We start from the raw sequence: 18,092 nt of genomic DNA, 5'->3' as shown, positions 1-18,092 counted from the left end.
GTAGCGTTCCCCGAGTACGGAACGCTGCCTGGAGGTCACCATGACGAATTCCGTCCTGCTCGCCATCGGCACCCGCAAGGGCCTGTGGATCGGTCGCTCGGATGGCGACGGATCCTGGGCCTACACCGGGCCGCACCATCCGATGACCGGCGTCTACTCGGTCGCGATCGACACCCGAGGGCCCGCGCCCCGGGTGCTGGCGGGCGTGGTCCACGAACACTTCGGCCCGGTCGTGGTCAGCAGCGACGATCTCGGCGCGACCTGGCGCGAACCGGACCTGGGCCGGGTCGGGTTCCCGGCGGACGCGGGCGCCTCGGTCGAGCGGGTGTGGCAACTGGTGCCCGGCGCCCGCTCCGAACCCGACGTGCTCTACGCCGGCGTCGAACCCTCCGCGCTGTTCCGCTCCACGGACGGCGGGCGCTCGTTCGAACTCGTGCGGGCGTTGTGGGACCACCCGCACCGGCCGCACTGGGAGGCCGGCTTCGGCGGCCAGGCGATCCACACGGTGTTGCCGCACCCCACCGATCCGCAACGGATCCTGGTCGCGATGTCCACCGGCGGGGTCTACGTCACCGAGGACGGCGGGGCGAGCTGGCGCCCGTCCAACACCGGCATCCACGTCACGTTCCAACCGGACGAGTATCCCGAGTACGGCCAGTGCGTGCACAAGGTGGCCCGGCACCCGGACCGCCCCGAACGGCTGTTCCTGCAAAACCACCACGGCGTCTACCGCAGCGACGACGCGGGCGCGACCTGGGAGTCGATCGCCGACGGCCTGCCCGCCGACTTCGGCTTCACCATCGTGGTCCACCCGCGCCGCCCGGACACCGTCTACGTGGTCCCGCTCACCGCCGACGCGATGCGCTTCCCGGTCGACGGCCGATGCCGCGTCTACCGCAGCGACGACGCCGGCAAGTCCTGGACCGCCCTGGCCGACGGCCTGCCGGACGACTTCTGGACCGCCGTGATGCGCGACGCGATGTGCACCGACGACGCGGAGGACACCAGCCTGTACTTCGGCTCCCGCAGCGGCGAGGTCTACCGCGGCCGACACGACGGCGACCACTGGGAACGCATCGCCCAACACCTCCCGGACGTCCTGTCGCTGCGCGCGGCGGTGATCTGACCGGGCCCGGCCGCACCCCGTGCCGTTGGGGTCCACACACGTTCACGTGCGCGCAACCCGATCGTGGCACTGCGCTCACGTCGGGCTGAGAGGGTCGTGACGTCCTCGCCTCAGCCCATCGAAACGAGTCAGTGTGTCCGCCGTATCGCCCGCCGCCGTGTTGTTCGACATGGACGGGACCCTCGTCGACACCGAGCAGTTGTGGTGGGAGGCGGTGGCGGACGTGGCCGGCCGGGTCGGCTACGCGTTGGGGGAGACGGACGCGGCGGACGTGGTCGGGCACGCGATCGGGCACACGGCGAGCTACCTGCACGAGGTGGTCGCCGAGGCGCCGTGTGTGCACGAACTGACGGACGCGCTGGACGCGGCGTTCACGACCCGGGTCGAGGCCCGGATCGAGCCGCTGCCGGGGGTCCTCGCGCTGCTGGACAAACTGGCCGCCGCCGGCGTGCCGTTGGCGATCGTGTCGGCGTCGCCGCGTCGGGTCGTGGACCTGGTGCGGGACGCGTTGGGGTCGGCCCGATTCGCGGTGACCGTCGCGGCCGAGGACGTGCCGCGGACCAAGCCCGACCCCGCCCCTTATCTGGCCGCGGCGACCGCGCTCGGGGTCGAGCCGAGCGCGTGCGTCGCGGTCGAGGACACCATGGTCGGCGTCACCTCGGCGGAGGCCGCCGGGTGCGCCGTCCTGGCGGTGTCCTCGACCGTCGCGATGGAGCCCGCCCCGGGCCGCCGGGTGGTCGAGTCCCTGGCCTCGATCGAGGCCGGCGAACTGGCCGTGTCCGCGGCGGCGCGGGCGTAGGTCCGGTCCGGCGGATTCGCGGCGGGCCGCGAATCCGCCCACGTCACAGCTCGGCGCAGAGCCGATCGATCTCGGCGATCTCGGCGGCGGTCAGATCCGGCTGCCCGACGGCGGACAGATTCTGCTCCAACTGCCGTACGCTGCTTGCCCCGACGATCACCGACACGACCCGCTCGTCGCGCAGGATCCAGGTGAGCGCGAGCTGCGCGAGGGTCTGATTCCGGCCCTGGGCAAGCTTGTTCAGCGCGCGAAGCAGGGTCAGACGCTCCTTCGTGAGCTGGTCGGTGGTGAGGAAATGACCCACCGCCATCCGCGAATCGCTCGGCACACCGTCCAGGTATCGGTCCGTCAACAGGCCCTGGGCCAAAGGCGAATAGGCGATCAGCGCGGTCCCGGTCTCGCCGATCGCGTCCAGCACGCCGCGCTCGGGTTCGCGGTCCAGGATCGAGTAGGCCGACTGGTTGAGCAGCACCGGTGTGCCCAGGTCGCGCAGGATCTCGACCGCCCGACGGTGCTCCTGCGGACCGTAGTTGGAAATGCCGGCGTACAGCGCGCGTCCGGAGCGAACCGCCGTGTCCAGCGCGCCCATCGTCTCTTCGAGCGGGGTCTCCGGGTCGTAGCGGTGCGAGTAGAAGACGTCGACGTAGTCGAGCCCCATCCGGGCGAGCGACTGGTCCAGACTCGCGAGCAGATACTTGCGCGACCCGCCGTCGCCGTACGGCCCCGGCCACATGTCCCAGCCGGCCTTGGACGCGATGAACAACTCGTCGCGGTACGGCCGGAAGTCGGCCCGGAAGTGCACCCCGAAGTTCGCCTCGGCCGACCCGTACGGCGGCCCGTAGTTGTTCGCCAGGTCGAAGTGCGTCACCCCCAGATCGAAGGCCCGCCGCAACACCGCCCGTTGCACCTCCATCGGCTGGGTGTCCCCGAAGTTGTGCCACAACCCGAGCGACACGGCGGGCAACCGCACCCCGCTGCGCCCGGCCCGGCGATAGCGCATCGACTCGTAACGATCATCGGAAGCTTTGTGGATCATGGCCCCATCTTCGCCCGATTCCCTGGTCGGCGGCCATGCCGCCGCGCGGTCGGCATCCGACCTCGACTCACAGGCCGCGCACGTGGAGCATGGTGACCACGAGGACGCCGGAGCTGACCTCGTATTCGGTGATCACCCCGGCCAATACCGCGGTGCGCCGGTCGGGGTTGCCGCGGATCGCGTCCCCGTGGGTGCGCGGCGAGTGCGACATGGCATCGACGGCTCGGTCGAATTCCCGGCGAGTGGAGGCGGTCAGGGCGTTGTACCCGGCGAGCGCGTTGTCGGTGTACTGCACGCGGTATTTGCTCACGGCTCGACCGGTGTGCCATCGGGGTGGTACAGGCCGCGGTGGTCGCCGGTCGCGACTCGGGCGGCGACGGCGTCGTCGTGGTCACGCATCTCGGGAGTCTTGGCCCAGGCGGAGGCGACCGCCGGCAGGTTGTCGATGGCGGCGTGCTGGATGTCGTGGTCGAACGCGGCCCGCTCGTGCTCGGGGAGGGCGGCGCGGATGTCCGCCAGGGTGCCGGGCAGCTCGACCACACGGCCGTTGTGGTGGGCGTGGATGACTGGGCGATCACTCATGGCGCCAGCGTGACACGGGGCGGCGCGGCGCCGGTAGCCGGCGCGCGGCGGCGGACCCGGTGAACCGGTCGCGCGCCGTGCCGCCTCGGGGGTGGGCGGTGGATCGGTCCTTTACGGACCCTTGACAGCCCAAAATGTCCCTCGTAGGGTCCAGATCATTCTTTGGCAGGAACAGACGAAGACCACCTGTCGGTGGCTTCGCTGTGCCCTCCTACGCGTTAGCGCTCGCGTGTCGCCGACTGGTCCTTTTTTCCGAGGACGGGTACATGGCACAGCAGCAGAGCGTCAGAGGCGTCAAGGACGTCGTCGCGCTCATCGACCGACTGGGGAGAATCTCCGGTCGGGCCAAGGTCATCTGGTTCCTCGTGTTCGGGGGCCTTTTCCTCGACGCGTATTCCAATGCCGCGCTCGGCGCCGGGCTCGCCCCGATGACGAAGCAGATGGACCTGAGCAGTACCCAGGTCTCCATCCTCACCGCCACCGCGCCGGCCCTCGCGATCCTGTTCAACCCGATCGGCGGGTGGCTGGCCACCCGGATCGGCCGGGTGCCCCCACTGTTGCTGGCCAAGCTGTTCGCGCTGGCCGGCGCGGTGATCGCGGCCACCGCGGACGACTTCACCGTGGTGTGGATCGGCCGGGTCCTGGTCGGCGTCGCCTACGGGATCGACTTCGCGGTGGCGATGGCGCTGCTCGCCGAGTACACCCCCAAGTCGCTGCGCGGCCGGCTCAACCTGTGGCAGGGCATCTGGTACATCGCCACCACCGGCAACCTGCTGCTCACCCTGATCTGCTTCAAGTTCGACGTCGGCGCGGACATCTGGCGCTGGTCGGTCGGCTCGGCCGGGGTGATCGCGTTGTCGTTGTTCCTGCTCCAGTGGGCCTTCCTCGTGGAGAGTCCCACCTGGCTGGCCACCAAGGGTCGGCTGGAGGACGCGGCGCGCAACCTGCACCGGATCTACGGGATCGAGGCCGTCGCCGCCAAACCGGCCGCCGCCGGCGCCGCGCACGACGACGCGGACGCGGACGAGGTGCCGCCGAACGTGGGCATGAAGCAGGCCGGAATCCTGTTCCGCGGCAAGTACCTGCCCCGCACCCTGCTGTCCTCGGCCATCTCGCTCGGCCAGTCCATGCAGTACTTCGCGGTCGGCTGGTACCTGCCGGTGATCAGCCTGGCGATCTTCGGCAACAGCTTCGAGAAGGCCACCATCGGCTCGATGGTGTTCAACGCCTTCGGCATCGTCGGCGGCATCCTCTCCGCGTACTTCGCCCGCAAACTGGGCCTTCGGGTCAGCTCGGCGCTCGGCTTCGGCGGCGTGTTCGTGATGCTGGTCGGGATGGGGCTGACCTTCGACCGGGTGCCGACCTGGATCGCGTTCATCCTCCCGGCGCTGTTCATCTTCTGTCACTCGGCCGGCCCGGGTGCGAACGGCAAGTCGATCGCCGCACTGTCCTACCGCAGTGAGGTGCGCACCCTGGGCACCGGCGTCACCGGGATGATCGGCAGCTTCGGCAGCGTGGCGGGGCTCTACCTGTTCCCGCAGATCAAGGACGGCATCGGCCTGGACAAGACGTTCCTGGTCCTGGCGATCGTCCCGCTGCTGGGTCTGCTCACGTGCATCGCGATCAAGTGGGACCCGACCCGGGCGATCTCGCCGGACGAGGACCCGGACGTGCCCACGCTCACCGCGTCGCCCACCGATTCGGCCGGCCCCGCGAACCCCGCGTTGCTCGCCCGCTGACGCAGACCTCCCGCGAAAGACTCGCACGCGGAGATCGCAATCGCATATTTCGGACCGAAAGGGCTGTGATGACGAAGACGTTGCACGCTCCCGGACGGCGCCTCGGCATCCTGTCCGTCGACGAGGGCACCACGGGGACCCGGGCCGGAGTCGTGCTGGACTCCGGGACGGTGGGCCACGTGGCGTACCGGCAGATCGCGGTGCGGCATCCCGACGAACACTCGGTCGAACAGGACCCGGTGGAGATCTGGACGGCCACCCTGACCGTCTGCCGCGAGGCGCTGGCCTGGGCGCACGCGAACGACGTCGAGATCGCCGCACTCGCGCTGTCCACCCAGCGGGCCACCGCGATGTTGTGGGACGCGCGCACCGGCCGGCCACTGGTGCCGGCCTGTGTGTGGCAGGACCGGCGGTACGCCCGGGACCTGCTCGCCTACGAGGCCGAATGGGACGAGCCGCTCACCGCCAGGCTCGGTCGCCCGGTGGGCAGCCGGGCGCCGTTCCTGTGGGCCGCCCGGCAACTCGCCGAGCAGCCCGAGGTGGCCGCCGCCCACGCGGCCGGGACGCTGCGGTTCGGCACCGTGGACACCTGGCTGGCCTGGAAGTTCACCGGTGGGGCCGCGCACGCCGTCTCGGCGAGCAACGCCGGTTCGGTCGGCGCCTACCTGCTCCGCGAACACGCCTGGGACCACGAGTGGGTCGGGCAACTGGGCTACCCGCTCGACCTGTTGCCCGACCTGTTCGCCGACGACGACCCCGGCTACGGCCGGATCGACCCCGAACTCCTGGGCCTCGACCTGCCGTTGGCTGCGGTCATGGGCGACCAGCACGCGGCGCTGATCGCGCTCGGCGGGCTGGCCGCCGGGCAGGGGATGTGCGTGTACGGCACCGGTACGTTCGTGGACGCGGCCACCGGGGACACCCCCGCGCTGCCGATCCCGGGCGTGACCGGGGTCCTGGCCCAACCCGGCTGGCGGCAGGGCGAGACCACGCACTTCAGCCTGGAGGCGTACTGCTCCACCACCGGGTCCGCGCTGCGCTGGTTGTGTGACGACCTGGGCTTCTTCGCCTCGCCCGCGGAGATCGGCGAACTCGCCGCGCAGGCCCGGGGAACGGCCGAGTCGGGCCGGCGCGAGTGGTTCGTGCCCGCGCTGGCCGGGATCCGCACCCCCGCATGGCGACCCGAGGCGCGCGCCGCGCTCAGCGGCCTGACCCTGGCCACCACCCGGGCCGATGTGGCCCGCGCCGTGCTGGACGGGATCGCCCACTCGGTCTGCGACCTGATCGACGGCGTCGCCGAGACCATGCGCGCCCCCTTCGGGCGGTTGCGGGTGGGCGGCGGCGTGGCCGGCAGCGACACGCTGATGCAGATCCAGGCGGACGTCGTCGGCCTGCCGCTGGAGCGCGCCGCCGACTCGGCGACCGCGAGCCTGCGCGGCACCGCCTATCTGGCGGGCGTGCGCGAGGGCCTGTGGTCCTCGCTCGAAGAGGTGGTCGAGGCGCAACCGCGCGGCCGGGTCTTCGCGCCGACCACCACTCCCGGACAACGCGAGGAACAACGGGCCGCCTGGCGGACCGTGCTCGCACCGCACCTCGACTGAGGCGCGGACCCGCAGTCGGCCGCGAGGCCACCCGCAACACGTACCACCCGGCGGCCGGTCATCGAACCGCCGGACAGATTCCAGGAGTTGATGTTGTGATCACCTTGCCCGCCCGCAAGCCTCGGCGTGCGTCAGCGGCGGCCACGAGAGGGAAGCCGCTGCTTCTCGACCGGAGCCGGGCCAAGCGCCGGCTGGCGGACCACGTGTTCGACGTGCTCGTGATCGGCGGCGGCGTCACCGGCGCGTACGCCGCACTCGACGCGGCCTCGCGCGGTCTGGACGTGGCCCTGGTGGAGAAGGACGACTTCGCCTCCGGTACCTCCTCCAAGTCGTCCAAGATGGTGCACGGCGGCCTGCGCTACATCGAGCAGGGCAACGTCAACCTGGTCCGGCACTCGTTGCTGGAGCGGCACCGCTTCCGCAAGAACGCACCGCACCTGGTGCACCGGCTGCCGTTCCTGTTCCCGATCCTGGAGAAGGAGGGCATCTTCGATGCCCGGCTGGCCAAGGGCTTCGAGGGTCTGCTGTGGACCTACGACCTGGTCGGTGGCTGGCGGATCGGCAAGCTGCACCAGCGGCTGACCGTCGACGAGGTGCTCGCGCACGCGCCCACGCTGCGGGCCGACCACCTCAAGGGTGGGCTGATGTACTTCGACGGCCGCGCCGACGACGCGCGGCTCGTGCTGACCATCGTGCGCACCGCCGCCGCGCTCGGCGCCACCGTGCTCAACGGCGCCAAGGTGGATCGGGTCCTGGACGAACGCGGTCGGGCGGCGGGCGCCCGGATCGAGGTGGACGGCGAGCGGTTCGACGTGCGCGCGTCGGCGGTGGTCAACGCGACCGGCGTCTGGAGCGACGCGGTCGACTCGATGGCCGACGGCACACACGAGCCGCAGGTACGACCCGCCAAGGGCGTACACATCGTGGTGCCGTGGAGCAAGGTCCGGATCGACTGCACGGTCACCGTGCCCATCCCCGGCCGGGCACGCCGCGCGACCTGCACCCGCTGGGGCGACTCGGTCGTGTTGGGCACCACCGACGAGGACTACCGCGGCTCCGTCGACGACGTGCACTGCACCCGCCCGGAGATGGAGTTCCTGCTCGAAGGCGCCAACACCGCCTTCGAGGGCAAGCTCACCCCGGACGACGTGGTCGGCAGCATCGGCGGGCTGCGTCCGTTGGTGGGGAAGAAGGAGGGCGCCACCCTCGACATGAGCCGCGACCACCACATCGCCGTCGGTCGTGGCGGCATGGTCACCGTCACCGGCGGCAAGCTCACCACCAGCCGGCACATGGGCGAGCTGGTGATCGACAAGGTGATGCAGGTGCTCGGCCGCAAGGGCCGCAGCCGCACCGCGAACCTGCCGCTGATCGGCGGCGCCGGCTACGACGCCGAGGCGGTCGCCGCCTCCGGCGGGCTGGCCGCGCACCTGGGCGAGCGCTACGGCACCGAGGCGCGCTTCGTCTCCGACCTGCTCGCCGAGGACGCCACGCTGGCCGAACCGGTGGTCGCGGGCATGCCGTACATCCGGGCCGAGGTGGTCTACGCGGCCCGCTCGGAGCTGGCCCGCTCGGTGGACGACGTGCTCTCGCGCCGGACCCGATCGCGCCTGTTCGCCCGCGACGCCTCGGCCGCCGCGGCGCCCGAGGTGGGCCGGCTGCTCGGTGCCGAACTGGGCCTGTCCGAGCCGGAGATCGAACGCCAGGTCGCCGACTACCTGGCCGCCGTGCGGCACGAGAAGGCGGTGCTGCTGGGCGACTTCGAGCCGGCCGAGGCAGCGCACGCGTCCGCCGGGGCCGGCCGACGGGCGTGACACACACGGCGGATCGTGCCGCCCGCCCCCACGACACCCGGTGTACCCCACAACTCGCTCGACCCGAAGGAGCAGACCAGTGATCAGCAGGCAGACCATCACCAACCCGTTCAACCGAGGCGACTACATCGTCGGCGCGCCCACGCCGCCCAAATGGGCCCGCAACACCCCCGTCGGCACCGGCGACGCGTCGCTGCAGGGCGCCGTGGTCGAGGTCCCCGCGTCGGTGATCACCGACCTGCAGGGCGTCGCCAAGGCCGTGTACACCGACCGCGAGGACGTCGTCACCCGCACCCGCGACTGGTGGGCCGGCACCATGATCGGCGAAACCGACGGCCGCCCGGCCACCCCGGACGCGGTCGTGGTCGAGGTCGTCGACGCCGACCAGGTCGCCGCCGTACTGCGGATCTGCAACGCGGCCGGCATCCCGGTCACCGCCTCCGCCGGCCGCAGCAACGTCACCGGCGCGGCCCTGCCCGTGCACGGCGGCGTCGTGCTCGACCTGTGCGGACTGAACCGGATCCGCTCCTTCGACGCCGAATCGCTCGTCGTGGACGTCGAAGCCGGCATGTTCGGCGACCTGTTCGAGCAGGAACTCCAGGAGACCTACGGCGCCACCACCGGCCACTGGCCGTCCGCGTTCGCCGTCTCCACGGTCGGCGGCTGGATCGCCTGCCGCGGCGCCGGCCAACTCTCCACGCGCTACGGCAAGATCGAGGACATGGTCGTCGGCATCGACGTCGTGCACGCCGACGGCACGCGCGCCACCTACGGCGACTACCCGCGCGCCGCCACCGGCCCCGACCTGCGGCAGATCTTCATCGGCTCGGAGGGCACGCTCGGCGTGATCACCTCCGCCCGGATCCGGGTGCACCCGCTGCCCACCTACGCCAAGGCGCTCGCGTTCGGCTTCGAGACCTTCGCCGAGGGCCTGGACGCGTGCCGCAAGATCATGCAGCGCGGCGCGACCCCGGCCGTGCTGCGCCTGTACGACAAGCTGGAGAGCGGGGTGCACTTCGGCCACCCCGAGACCAACCTGCTGCTGATCGCGGACGAGGGCGACCCGATCCTGGTCGACGCGATGCTGAAGGTCAGCGAGGAGGTCTGCCTGGCGTACGGCCCCGAACTGGACAGCGACACGGTGTTCGAGCGCTGGCTCAAGGAGCGGATGCTGGTCGGCAAGTCCTCCGACGGCTTCACCCCCGGCCCCGGCTTCGTCGCCGACACGCTGGAGATCGCCGGATCCTGGACCGCGCTGGCCGAGGTGTACGACGAGGTGGTCGCGGCGATCCAGTCGGTGCCGGGCACGCTGGCCGCGTCCGCGCACCAGTCGCACGCGTACACCGACGGCGCGTGTGTGTACTTCTCGCTGCGCGGCGACGTGGACCGGCCCAGGCGGCGCGAGTGGTACCGCGCGGTGTGGGACGCGGCCAACGAGGTGCTGATCCGCCAGGGCGCGGCGCTGAGCCACCACCACGGCTGCGGCCTGCTGCGCGGTCCGTACCTGCCCGCCGCGCTCGGCGCCGGTTTCGACACGTTCGTCAAGGTCAAGGAGACCCTGGACCCGGTCGGAATACTCAATCCTGGCAAACTGGGCCTCCCCAACCGCTTCGATGCGTGAGGCGGCCGAGACCCAGCGCAGGTAGGTCATGAACGCCAGTCAACGCCCCGCGAGCGGGCCCCGGATGTCCTCCGTGTTGTCGTCCGCCTTCGCCGAGGTACCGGTCATCGCGTCGATCATCGGACCCCAGCGCCTGCAGAACTTCCTCGGCGCGCCGGCGAAGGTGTGCATCCTCGCGTCCATCCCGGTCGGGCAATTGCCGAATATCGTGCAATTGCTCGGCAAGGCGGGCAAGACGGTGTTCGTCAACGTGGACAGTTGCCCGGGCCTGGCCCAGGACAAGGGCGCCCTGGAGTTCCTCAAGGCGATGGGCGCGCACGGCATGGTCAGCACCCGACTGTCGCTGATGGAGAAGGGGCGCCCGCTCGGGCTGCTGACCATGCAGAAGGTGTTCGTCACCGACCGCTCGAACATGCGCCGCAGTACCGACGCGATCGCCCGCGGCGGCCCGGACCTGGTCGAGATCATGCCGTCGCCGATCGTGGCGCGGATGACCCCCGAGGCCAAGCGCGCGATGTCGCCGTTCGTCGCGGCCGGGTTCGTGGAGACCGCCGAGGACGCGGCCGCCGCGCTCGCGCTCGGCGCGGTCGCCGTGGCCACGTCCGACCCCCGGCTGTGGGACCTGAGCCGTGATCGGCTCGCGGCGCTCGGGTCGCCGTCCCAGGCCGGCTCTCATGCAAGTAGGAGAAATACACCGTGAGTTATGTTGTCGTCGCCCGCTACCTGACCAACCCCGGCGAGCAGGAACGGGTGCTCGCGCTGCTCGACGAGATGACCCGACGTTCGCTGGCCGAACCCGGCTGTCGCGGCTACCGCGTGCACCAGGGTGTCGAGGACGCCCGCACGATCGTGCTGTACGAGGAGTACGACGCCGAGGCCGACTTCACCGCGCACTGCGCCTCCGCGCACTTCGCCGAGATCGTGCTCGGGCAGGTGGTGCCGCTGCTGGCGAGCCGGGACGTGGTGCGGCTCAGCCCTCGGGACGCGGCCGCGACGGACGCCCGGTGAAGATGCGGGCAGCGGTGCTGCGTGGGATATCGCGCGAACGTCCGTATCGGGCGAGCCGGCCCGTCGCGATCGAGGAGGTCGAACTCGGCGACCCGCGCGAGGGCGAGGTGTTGGTCCGGATCGCCGCCGCGAGCCTGTGCCACTCCGACCTGTCCGTGGTCAACGGCGACCGGGTCCGGCCGCTGCCGATGGCGCTCGGACACGAGGCGGTCGGCGTGGTCGAGGCGGTCGGGCCCGGGGTGGACCGGGTCGCGCCGGGCGAGCACGTCGCGCTCGTGTTCGTGCCCAGCTGCGGCCACTGCACGCGTTGCGACGAAGGCCGCCCGGCGCTGTGCTCGGCCGCCGCGGCGGCCAACGGCTCGGGCGGGCTCCTGCACGGCCCCGCGTTGCTGCGCGATGCCGGGGGCGAGGTCGTGCACCACCAGCTCGGGGTCTCCGCGTTCGCCGAATTCGCGGTGGTGGCACAGGAATCGGTGGTGCCGATCCCGCGCGACGTGCCGTTCGCGGTGGCCTCGATGTTCGGCTGCGCGGTGCTCACCGGGGCCGGCGCCGTGATCAACACGGCGGCGGTGCGGCCCGGGCAGTCGGTCGCGGTGTTCGGCCTCGGCGGGGTCGGGCTGTCCGCGGTGCTCGGTGCGCGGGCGGCCGGCGCGTACCCGATCGTCGCGGTCGACCCGATGCCAGCCAAACGCGACCTGGCGCTGCGGCTGGGTGCCTCGCACGCGTACGACCCGGCCGACGCGGTGGGCGCGATCCGCGACCTCACCGACGGCGGCCCGGACGTCGCGATCGAGGCGGTCGGCAGCGCGGCCGTGGTCGCGGACTGCCTGGCCGCGGTGGACCGGGGCGGCCGAGTGGTCTCGGTCGGCCTGCCCGCACCGGGCCGCACGCTGGACGCGGTGCCGGCGTTGGCCTTCGCGGGCGAGGGCAAATCGTTGATCGGCTCGTACATGGGCGACGCGGTGCCGCGTCGGGACATCCCGCGCTACCTGGCGCTGTGGCGGGCCGGCCTGATGCCGGTCGAGTACCTGCACACCTCGACGGTGGAACTGGCCGACCTCAACGAGGCGATGGAGGCCCTGGCGAGCGGTGAGGCGATTCGGCAGGTGATCCGGACGGGGGCGGCCCCGGTGGAGTGAGTGCGGGTGGGCCCGGCGGTGGGGTGAGTGTGCGGCGGGCCCGGGTCGGGTGGGGTGAGTGCGGGTGGGCCCGGCCCGGTTCGTCCGGTCCGGCGGCTCGTGCTCGTCTGCTTGTGCGGGCCCTGCCGCCTTCAGTCTCCGGCCGCGTCGTCCAGCCGGCGACGGATCAGCAGATCGGCGGTGCGATCGCGCCAGGCATCCACCTCGGCGCGGTCGTACCCTCGGCGGGCGATGTCGAAGCGGTCGGCGAGAACCTCCTCGGGGGTCAGCCGCACCCGGCCGCGCAGTGCCTCGGCGACCCGGCTCACCAGGGCGTCGACGGTATCCCGGGGGTAGCCGCGCCGGACCGACGCGAAGCGCTCCCCGGCGGGCCGCAGGGTCACCGCCTTCACGTCCGCCTCGGCGCGTGCGTCGGCGAACCGCTCGGCCGCCACCCGGACCTCCTCCGGGTCCGCGCCGGGATCGGTACTCCGGCCCGGATTCCCGTCCGGACTCCGGTCCGCTCCCGGATTCGCGCCCCGGTCCGCCCTCGTGTCCGCGCCGCGGCTCCCGGCGGAGCCCCACGCCCCGCCGCGCGCCGCCAATCGGGCCTCGATCTCGTCGAGCGCGGCGTCCACCTCGTCCTCGTCGTAGCCCTCGCGCAGTCGAACGGTGGTGAACTGCTGCTCGCGCACCTGAGCCGGCGTCAGCGGTACCGCGGCGGTGCCGTCCAGGCTGCTGCGCACCAAGGCCAGGAACGCGTCCACGTCGGCGATCGAGTACCCCTCACGCAGCCGCGTCCGAGTGAAGTTCCACTGCATTCCCGCCCCCAAGTACTCGCTGCCGCACGTTCTCGACACCCCTTGCCTCCACTCGACCCGCTCGCGAAGGCTACAACCGTGCCGTCGCCGCCACCCGGACGGCCAACCACCGGATCGCGACCACCCGACCCGCCCCAAGGGTGTTTGCCGTGCTCGGCGCGGGTCAGGTTGCGTCAGCGCTGAGTTGGACTTGGGATTCGGTGTCGGTGAAGGCGAGGGCGCGGTAGAGGTCGATGGCGAGGTAGGTGGGGTCGGCGACGATTACCAGGGTTTCGGCCGACCAGTGGGATTGGGCGTGTCGGGCTGCGGCGTGGACCAGGGTGGTGGCGAGGCCCTGGTTGCGGTGGGCGGGGTGGGTGGTGACGGTCTGGTAGCGGGCGAGGCCGCGGCCGTCGGTGAACAGGCCCAGACCGGCGCGGAGTCGGTTGTCTTCGAAGGCGCCGAACCAGGCTCCGTGGCCGCGGGCCTGGAGGTTGCGGAAGCCGGCCAGGCGGTGGGTGGCGAATTCGCGGTAGGCGGCCGGGGCGTAGCCGGGGTTGGTGGCCTCGGTGAGGGCCACGGCCTGGGCCCAGTCGTCGTCGGATTCGGCCATGCGGAAGGTCGCGGTGGTGTTGGGTCGCGGGGGCGCGTTCAGGGTCGTCGCGGTCAGGACGGTGCTGCGCTCGGCGGCCAGGCCGGCGGTGGCCAGGTCGGTCGGGTCGCCGGCCGCGCCGGTCGTGCCGTCGACGCCGAGCGCGACGTGGGTCGCGTCGGGGAATTCGCGCCGGAAGGTGTCGATCCAGGCGGCGGCCGTGCCGGGAGCGGGCGGCGCGGCCAGGAGAAGGAAGTTGCCCCAGTGGAAGGTGGGGTTGGCCGGGGTCCGGACGACGAGGTAGCCGTCACGTTCGTCGATGTGGCTGCCCTGGAGGGTGAGCAACATCAGGTCGGTGCGGAAGGCCAGGGAGGTCACGTTCATCCGGCCACCCCACCACATCGGGCCGGGGCCGGGGCCGGCATTTTCGGCTGGGCGGCGCGCCCGACCGCGGCTGCGGGCTGCGCGCCCGGGCGGGCCCGGGGGAGCGCCGGGCGCGCGGCAGACGCAGCCGCGCGGCTACCGCGTCACGGGGTGACGGGCGTGCCCAGGGTGTCGGAGGTGACCGGGGCGCCCCCGACAACCGGGCCGGTAGGGGCGTCGGCCGATTCGAGGAGGGCCTCGCGGAGGGCTTCGATCTCGGCTTCGGTGAAGCCGAGACGGTCGGTGACGTACGTGTGCAGGGAGCCGTACGTCTTCGCCAGGTCCGCCAGGAACAGCTCCATCACCTCCGCCGGTGCGCGGCCGAAGGCCGGCCAGCGGGGCGTCGCGCCGTCGTGTTCGGCCTGCCAGTCGGCGAGCAACCGGGCCGTGGCCAGCTCGGTCAGCGCGAAGTCGGCGACGATGTCCTCGTCGGGGACGCCGAGCAGGGCCAGGACCAGAGCGGCGATCAGGCCGGTGCGGTCCTTGCCGGAGGCGCAGTGGAAGACCACCGGCGCGGATTCGGCCGCCGCGATCACCGCGAGCGCCTCGCGGATCTCACGCACGCCGTCCTCGGCGACCTCGGCGAACCTGGCCGCCAGGTACGGGCCGGGCAGTACGTCCTCGGCCAAGTCGGGCTGGTTGTACGGGCGGTGCTCGATGCTGAGGTTGTGGTAGGTCAACGACTCGTGGGCCGGGACACGACCTCGGTATGCGATCTCCTGGGGGTAGCGCAGGTCGATCACCGTGCGGACCCCGATCGCCAGGAACGTCTCCCAGTCCGCGCCTTCGAGCTTGCCGAGCGAGTCGGAGCGGTACAGCGCGCCCCAACGCACCGTGCGGCCGTCGGCGGTCCGGTATCCGCCCATGTCGCGGAAGTTGTGCAGGCGGGCGAAGTCGACGTGGCGTCGCGTCGGTTGGTTCATCGCATGATCCTATGTCGACCTACCGATCGACGCCCCGCCCCGTGCACCCGCCCGGCACCGAGGCAGCCTCCGCCCACCTTCCACGCTGCGCGCGCCCGCAACTTCCATCGGCGCCTGCCCGGCGCCCACGCCACTGCCGCCCGCCCCTGTTCGGCGCCCGCGCGACCTCTGCCCGCCGTTCGGCCGGGCTGCGCGATCTCCGGCCGCTGCCCCGAGCCGCTCGGTTTTCGTTCCGGGCTCCTGTTGCTTCCGTTCAGTGGAAGGTATTGGCCCGCCGTGTCCGGATTCGTAGCAACGTCCAGGGCGTATTCGGCAGTCCGAAAGCTCAAGCCCGATCCCCGCACGGCGGTCGGTGGCGGGGTCGTCCTGGCCCGAGTGTTCGAGGAGGGTGGGCTGCCCGCCGGCGTCCTGCACCTGCTGCCCGGTGGCGCCGAGACGGGGGCGGCCCTGGTCGAGGCCCGGAAGTCCGCATCGTCTCGTTCACCGGATCCACCGCGGCCGGCCGCCGGATCGGCGAGACCTGCGGACGCCTGCTCAAGCGTGCCCACCTCGAACTCGGCGGCAACAACGCGCTGATCGTGCTGCCGGGCGCCGACGTGGACAAGGCCGCGTCGGCCGGCGCGTGGGGCTCGTTCCTGCACCAGGGCCAGATCTGCATGACCACCGGTCGGCACCTGGTCCACGAAAGCCTGCACGCGGACTATGTGGCGGCCCTGGCCGAACGGGCCGATCGGCTGCCGGTCGGCGATCCCGTGAGCAAGGACGTCGCGCTCGGCCCGATCGTCGACGAGGGCCAACTGCGCCGGATCGACGCGCTCGTGCGGGACACGGTGGCCGCGGGCGCGCGGCCGGCCGCCGGGGGGACCCACGAGGGGCTGTTCTATCGGCCGACGGCGCCGGCCGACGTGCGGCCGACGATGCCGGCGTATGCCGACGAGGTGTTCGGACCGGTCGCGCCGGTCGTACCGTTCGGCACGGTCGAGGAGGCGATCGCGCTCGCGCGGGACAGCGAGTACGGGCTCTCGCTCGGCATCCTGGGTGACGTCGGGTCGGCCATGCGGATCGCCGACGCGATCCCCACCGGACTGGTACACATCAACGACCAGACGGTCAACGACGAGGCGAACGCGCCGTTCGGCGGCCAGGCGGCCTCCGGCGCGGGCGCGCGCTTCGGTGGCCCGGACGCCAACATCGACGCGTTCACCGAGACCCGGTGGGTCACCGTACGGGGCGACATCGCGCCACATCCGTTCTGAGCGGGGCCCGCACCTTGCGTTCGTGGGCTCCGCGCACCTCCGACTCGACTCGTGGCAGGCGCGGGGAACGGTGTGGGATGTGGCAGGCTCGTGGGTCCACACCCCGCGATCCGAAAGCAGGACCATGTCCGGCATTGACCACCTCGCCCAGGCCGACCAAGCGATGCGCGAGGGACGCATGGATGCCGCCGTCAAGCTCTACCTCGACGCCGCCGATTCCGGCGTGCCCGAGGCTCGGCGCAAGGCCGGCGAGCTGATGTTCGCGGGAGGTGACGAGACCGCCGAGGCGATCCTGCGGGAGGCGTTGGCGGAGGGGGACGCCGAGGCGGTGGACGCGCTCAGCGAGCTGCTGGAGGTCACCGGCCGGGCGGACGCCGCCGTCGATCTGCTGATCGATCGGCATCGGCTCGGCGAGACGCAGTGGGCGCTGCCGATCGCCAACCTGCTGGCGGACGCGCTGGACGAGCCCGAGGCGGCCGAGCGCTGGTACACCTCCGCGCTCGAAGCCGGTGACCCCGACGCGCCGAACGACTTCGCCGCCTTCCTCCAGGACTTCGACCGCGACGCGGAGGCGGAGGCGCTGCTGCGTCCGCCGGCCGAGGCGGGCGACGAGTTCGCGATGGCCAACCTCGGCCGGCTGCTGCTCAACGGCGACGCGATCGAGGACGGCATCGCGTGGCTGACCCGGGCGGTCGAGGCGGGCCAGGAGGACGCGCTGGTCGACCTCGGCGACGCCGAACTCGACGCGGGTCGGTTGCACGCCGCGCGTGAGCACATCCGGCGGGCGCTCGACTCGGGCATCGACGGCTCGCGCCTGCTGTACGCGCACCTGCTGGACCGCGAGGGCGCGGACCGGAGCGAGGTCGAGGCGGCCTACCGCGCGGCGGTCGAGGCGGGCGACGTGGAGGTCGAGGGATGAGGCGGGCGGCGCTCGGGGTGACCGTGGCCGCACTGATAGCCGTCGGCGCGTGCGGCCCGGCCGACGACGGGGATGCCAAGGCCGAGCCGTCCGCGACGCCGTCGCCCACGCAGCCGGCCCGGCCCGGCGAGATCCGCGACCCCAAGGCGCACGTGTCGTACGTGCTGCCCCAGGGCTGGTACGCCAAGCCGCCGGACACCGTGGTCGGCCTGTACTCCTCGGTCGCCTCCACGGTCGACCCCAAGGCCACCGACCCCACCGCCAAGCCCACCGCCGACCCGAAGAACCCGCTCGGGACGTTCATGGTCGGCGTGGTGGACACCAAGGTGTACGTGGCCAAACCGCGCTCGATGCCGGAGATGGCCGAGACCGTTGGCCGGACCCAGCTCGAACTGATCTACCCGGCCAAGGCCCAGGACTCGGTCCGCTCCAGCGAGGCGGCCCGACTCGACGGCCGCAACGCGTGGTTGATGGACATCGAGTGCGCGCCCGAGGACAAGAACGTGGCGCCGTTCCGGCTGCGGGTCACCGTGATCGACACCGGGGCGGTACCGATCTACATGTTGTCCTCGGCCCCGAGCAGCGCCACCGAACGGTTCGCCGAGATCGAGTCGATCGAGCGGTCGGTCCGGTTCTGAGCGGTCGGGGGGGCCCGGGCCCCCGGCGGGGCGGCGGGGGCCGGCCCCCCCCCCCCCCCCCCCCCCCCCCCCCCCCCCCCCCCCCCCCCCCCCCCCC

17 protein-coding genes and 1 pseudogene are annotated in these 18,092 nt (G+C 72.2%); 12 read left to right on the top strand and 6 right to left on the bottom strand.

Features of this window, described 5'->3' with window-relative positions:
- The first annotated feature begins 40 nt into the window (after positions 1-40).
- Positions 41-1,126, top strand: a complete 1,086-nt coding sequence (locus tag ACFXMF_RS11595) for an exo-alpha-sialidase (RefSeq protein ID WP_360315528.1) — start codon at positions 41-43, stop codon at positions 1,124-1,126.
- Between the two features lie 133 nt (positions 1,127-1,259).
- On the top strand, positions 1,260-1,925 hold the full coding sequence (locus tag ACFXMF_RS11590; RefSeq protein ID WP_360315526.1) for an HAD family phosphatase: 666 nt from the start codon (positions 1,260-1,262) through the stop codon (positions 1,923-1,925).
- 43 nt (positions 1,926-1,968) lie between these two features.
- On the opposite strand, the gene ACFXMF_RS11585 is transcribed toward ACFXMF_RS11590, so the two are convergent.
- The 3 genes from ACFXMF_RS11585 to ACFXMF_RS11575 all read right to left on the bottom strand — a co-directional run bounded on the left by ACFXMF_RS11585 (position 1,969) and on the right by ACFXMF_RS11575 (position 3,543).
- Positions 1,969-2,961 (bottom strand): aldo/keto reductase, encoded by a 993-nt coding sequence (locus ACFXMF_RS11585; RefSeq protein ID WP_360315524.1) that lies wholly within the window; start codon positions 2,959-2,961, stop codon positions 1,969-1,971.
- Between the two features lie 67 nt (positions 2,962-3,028).
- Entirely contained in the window at positions 3,029-3,271 is a 243-nt protein-coding gene (locus tag ACFXMF_RS11580; protein ID WP_360315522.1) for a hypothetical protein, read from the bottom strand.
- Positions 3,268-3,543: a hypothetical protein gene (locus tag ACFXMF_RS11575; RefSeq protein WP_360315521.1), complete on the bottom strand. Its 276-nt coding sequence runs from the start codon at positions 3,541-3,543 to the stop codon at positions 3,268-3,270. Before ACFXMF_RS11575 ends, ACFXMF_RS11580 begins: the two co-directional genes overlap by 4 nt.
- 266 nt (positions 3,544-3,809) lie before the next feature.
- On the opposite strand from ACFXMF_RS11575, the gene ACFXMF_RS11570 reads away from it, so the two are divergent.
- The 7 genes from ACFXMF_RS11570 (at position 3,810) to ACFXMF_RS11540 (ending at position 12,465) form a co-directional block, all read left to right on the top strand.
- Positions 3,810-5,282, top strand: coding sequence for an MFS transporter (locus ACFXMF_RS11570; RefSeq protein ID WP_360315519.1), 1,473 nt, complete (start codon positions 3,810-3,812; stop codon positions 5,280-5,282).
- Between the two features lie 68 nt (positions 5,283-5,350).
- Entirely contained in the window at positions 5,351-6,883 is a 1,533-nt protein-coding gene (locus ACFXMF_RS11565; protein WP_379991161.1) for an FGGY family carbohydrate kinase, read from the top strand.
- 95 nt (positions 6,884-6,978) lie between these two features.
- Positions 6,979-8,697, top strand: coding sequence for a glycerol-3-phosphate dehydrogenase/oxidase (locus tag ACFXMF_RS11560; RefSeq protein ID WP_360315515.1), 1,719 nt, complete (start codon positions 6,979-6,981; stop codon positions 8,695-8,697).
- A 79-nt stretch (positions 8,698-8,776) separates the two neighbouring features.
- On the top strand, positions 8,777-10,318 hold the full coding sequence (locus ACFXMF_RS11555; RefSeq protein ID WP_379991160.1) for an FAD-binding oxidoreductase: 1,542 nt from the start codon (positions 8,777-8,779) through the stop codon (positions 10,316-10,318).
- Between the two features lie 28 nt (positions 10,319-10,346).
- Entirely contained in the window at positions 10,347-11,018 is a 672-nt protein-coding gene (locus tag ACFXMF_RS11550) for a glycerol-3-phosphate responsive antiterminator (protein WP_360315511.1), read from the top strand.
- Complete coding sequence (locus tag ACFXMF_RS11545) at positions 11,015-11,326, top strand: antibiotic biosynthesis monooxygenase family protein (RefSeq protein ID WP_360315509.1); 312 nt, start codon at positions 11,015-11,017, stop codon at positions 11,324-11,326. Before ACFXMF_RS11550 ends, ACFXMF_RS11545 begins: the two co-directional genes overlap by 4 nt.
- Positions 11,323-12,465 (top strand): zinc-binding dehydrogenase, encoded by a 1,143-nt coding sequence (locus ACFXMF_RS11540; protein ID WP_379991159.1) that lies wholly within the window; start codon positions 11,323-11,325, stop codon positions 12,463-12,465. Before ACFXMF_RS11545 ends, ACFXMF_RS11540 begins: the two co-directional genes overlap by 4 nt.
- A gap of 131 nt (positions 12,466-12,596) precedes the next feature.
- Here the strand turns inward: ACFXMF_RS11540 and ACFXMF_RS11535 are convergent, their stop codons facing one another.
- The 3 genes from ACFXMF_RS11535 to ACFXMF_RS11525 all read right to left on the bottom strand — a co-directional run bounded on the left by ACFXMF_RS11535 (position 12,597) and on the right by ACFXMF_RS11525 (position 15,182).
- The gene (locus ACFXMF_RS11535) at positions 12,597-13,304 is read right to left on the bottom strand and encodes a DivIVA domain-containing protein (protein ID WP_379991158.1); all 708 of its coding nucleotides are present in this window, start codon (positions 13,302-13,304) and stop codon (positions 12,597-12,599) included.
- A gap of 124 nt (positions 13,305-13,428) precedes the next feature.
- The gene (locus tag ACFXMF_RS11530) at positions 13,429-14,220 is read right to left on the bottom strand and encodes a GNAT family N-acetyltransferase (RefSeq protein WP_360315501.1); all 792 of its coding nucleotides are present in this window, start codon (positions 14,218-14,220) and stop codon (positions 13,429-13,431) included.
- 143 nt (positions 14,221-14,363) lie between these two features.
- Positions 14,364-15,182: a tyrosine-protein phosphatase gene (locus ACFXMF_RS11525; protein ID WP_360315499.1), complete on the bottom strand. Its 819-nt coding sequence runs from the start codon at positions 15,180-15,182 to the stop codon at positions 14,364-14,366.
- Positions 15,183-15,422: 240 nt separating this feature from the next.
- On the opposite strand from ACFXMF_RS11525, the pseudogene ACFXMF_RS11520 reads away from it, so the two are divergent.
- From ACFXMF_RS11520 to ACFXMF_RS11510, 3 genes and pseudogenes are all read left to right on the top strand, one after another.
- Positions 15,423-16,438: pseudogene (locus ACFXMF_RS11520) on the top strand (aldehyde dehydrogenase family protein); the annotation flags it as partial.
- Between the two features lie 124 nt (positions 16,439-16,562).
- Positions 16,563-17,357: a hypothetical protein gene (locus ACFXMF_RS11515; RefSeq protein ID WP_360315497.1), complete on the top strand. Its 795-nt coding sequence runs from the start codon at positions 16,563-16,565 to the stop codon at positions 17,355-17,357.
- Entirely contained in the window at positions 17,354-17,995 is a 642-nt protein-coding gene (locus ACFXMF_RS11510; RefSeq protein ID WP_360315495.1) for a hypothetical protein, read from the top strand. The genes ACFXMF_RS11515 and ACFXMF_RS11510 overlap by 4 nt, the downstream gene beginning before the upstream one ends.
- Positions 17,996-18,092 lie beyond the last annotated feature (97 nt).

The organism is Embleya sp. NPDC059213 (assembly GCF_042754445.1).
Classification (GTDB): Bacteria; Actinomycetota; Actinomycetes; order Streptomycetales; family Streptomycetaceae; genus Embleya.
This window is presented reverse-complemented; position numbering and strand designations above follow the sequence as displayed.

Excerpts from the sequence above, each read along its gene's own strand:
- ACFXMF_RS11595 (WP_360315528.1), top strand. The coding sequence starts at position 41 with ATGACGAATTCCGTCCTGCTCGCCATCGGCACCCGCAAGGGCCTGTGG.
- ACFXMF_RS11585 (WP_360315524.1), bottom strand. The coding sequence starts at position 2,961 with ATGATCCACAAAGCTTCCGATGATCGTTACGAGTCGATGCGCTATCGC.
- ACFXMF_RS11575 (WP_360315521.1), bottom strand. The coding sequence starts at position 3,543 with ATGAGTGATCGCCCAGTCATCCACGCCCACCACAACGGCCGTGTGGTC.
- ACFXMF_RS11570 (WP_360315519.1), top strand. The coding sequence starts at position 3,810 with ATGGCACAGCAGCAGAGCGTCAGAGGCGTCAAGGACGTCGTCGCGCTC.
- ACFXMF_RS11565 (WP_379991161.1), top strand. The coding sequence starts at position 5,351 with ATGACGAAGACGTTGCACGCTCCCGGACGGCGCCTCGGCATCCTGTCC.
- ACFXMF_RS11550 (WP_360315511.1), top strand. The coding sequence starts at position 10,347 with ATGAACGCCAGTCAACGCCCCGCGAGCGGGCCCCGGATGTCCTCCGTG.
- ACFXMF_RS11530 (WP_360315501.1), bottom strand. The coding sequence starts at position 14,220 with ATGAACGTGACCTCCCTGGCCTTCCGCACCGACCTGATGTTGCTCACC.
- ACFXMF_RS11525 (WP_360315499.1), bottom strand. The coding sequence starts at position 15,182 with ATGAACCAACCGACGCGACGCCACGTCGACTTCGCCCGCCTGCACAAC.
- ACFXMF_RS11515 (WP_360315497.1), top strand. The coding sequence starts at position 16,563 with ATGTCCGGCATTGACCACCTCGCCCAGGCCGACCAAGCGATGCGCGAG.
- ACFXMF_RS11510 (WP_360315495.1), top strand. The coding sequence starts at position 17,354 with ATGAGGCGGGCGGCGCTCGGGGTGACCGTGGCCGCACTGATAGCCGTC.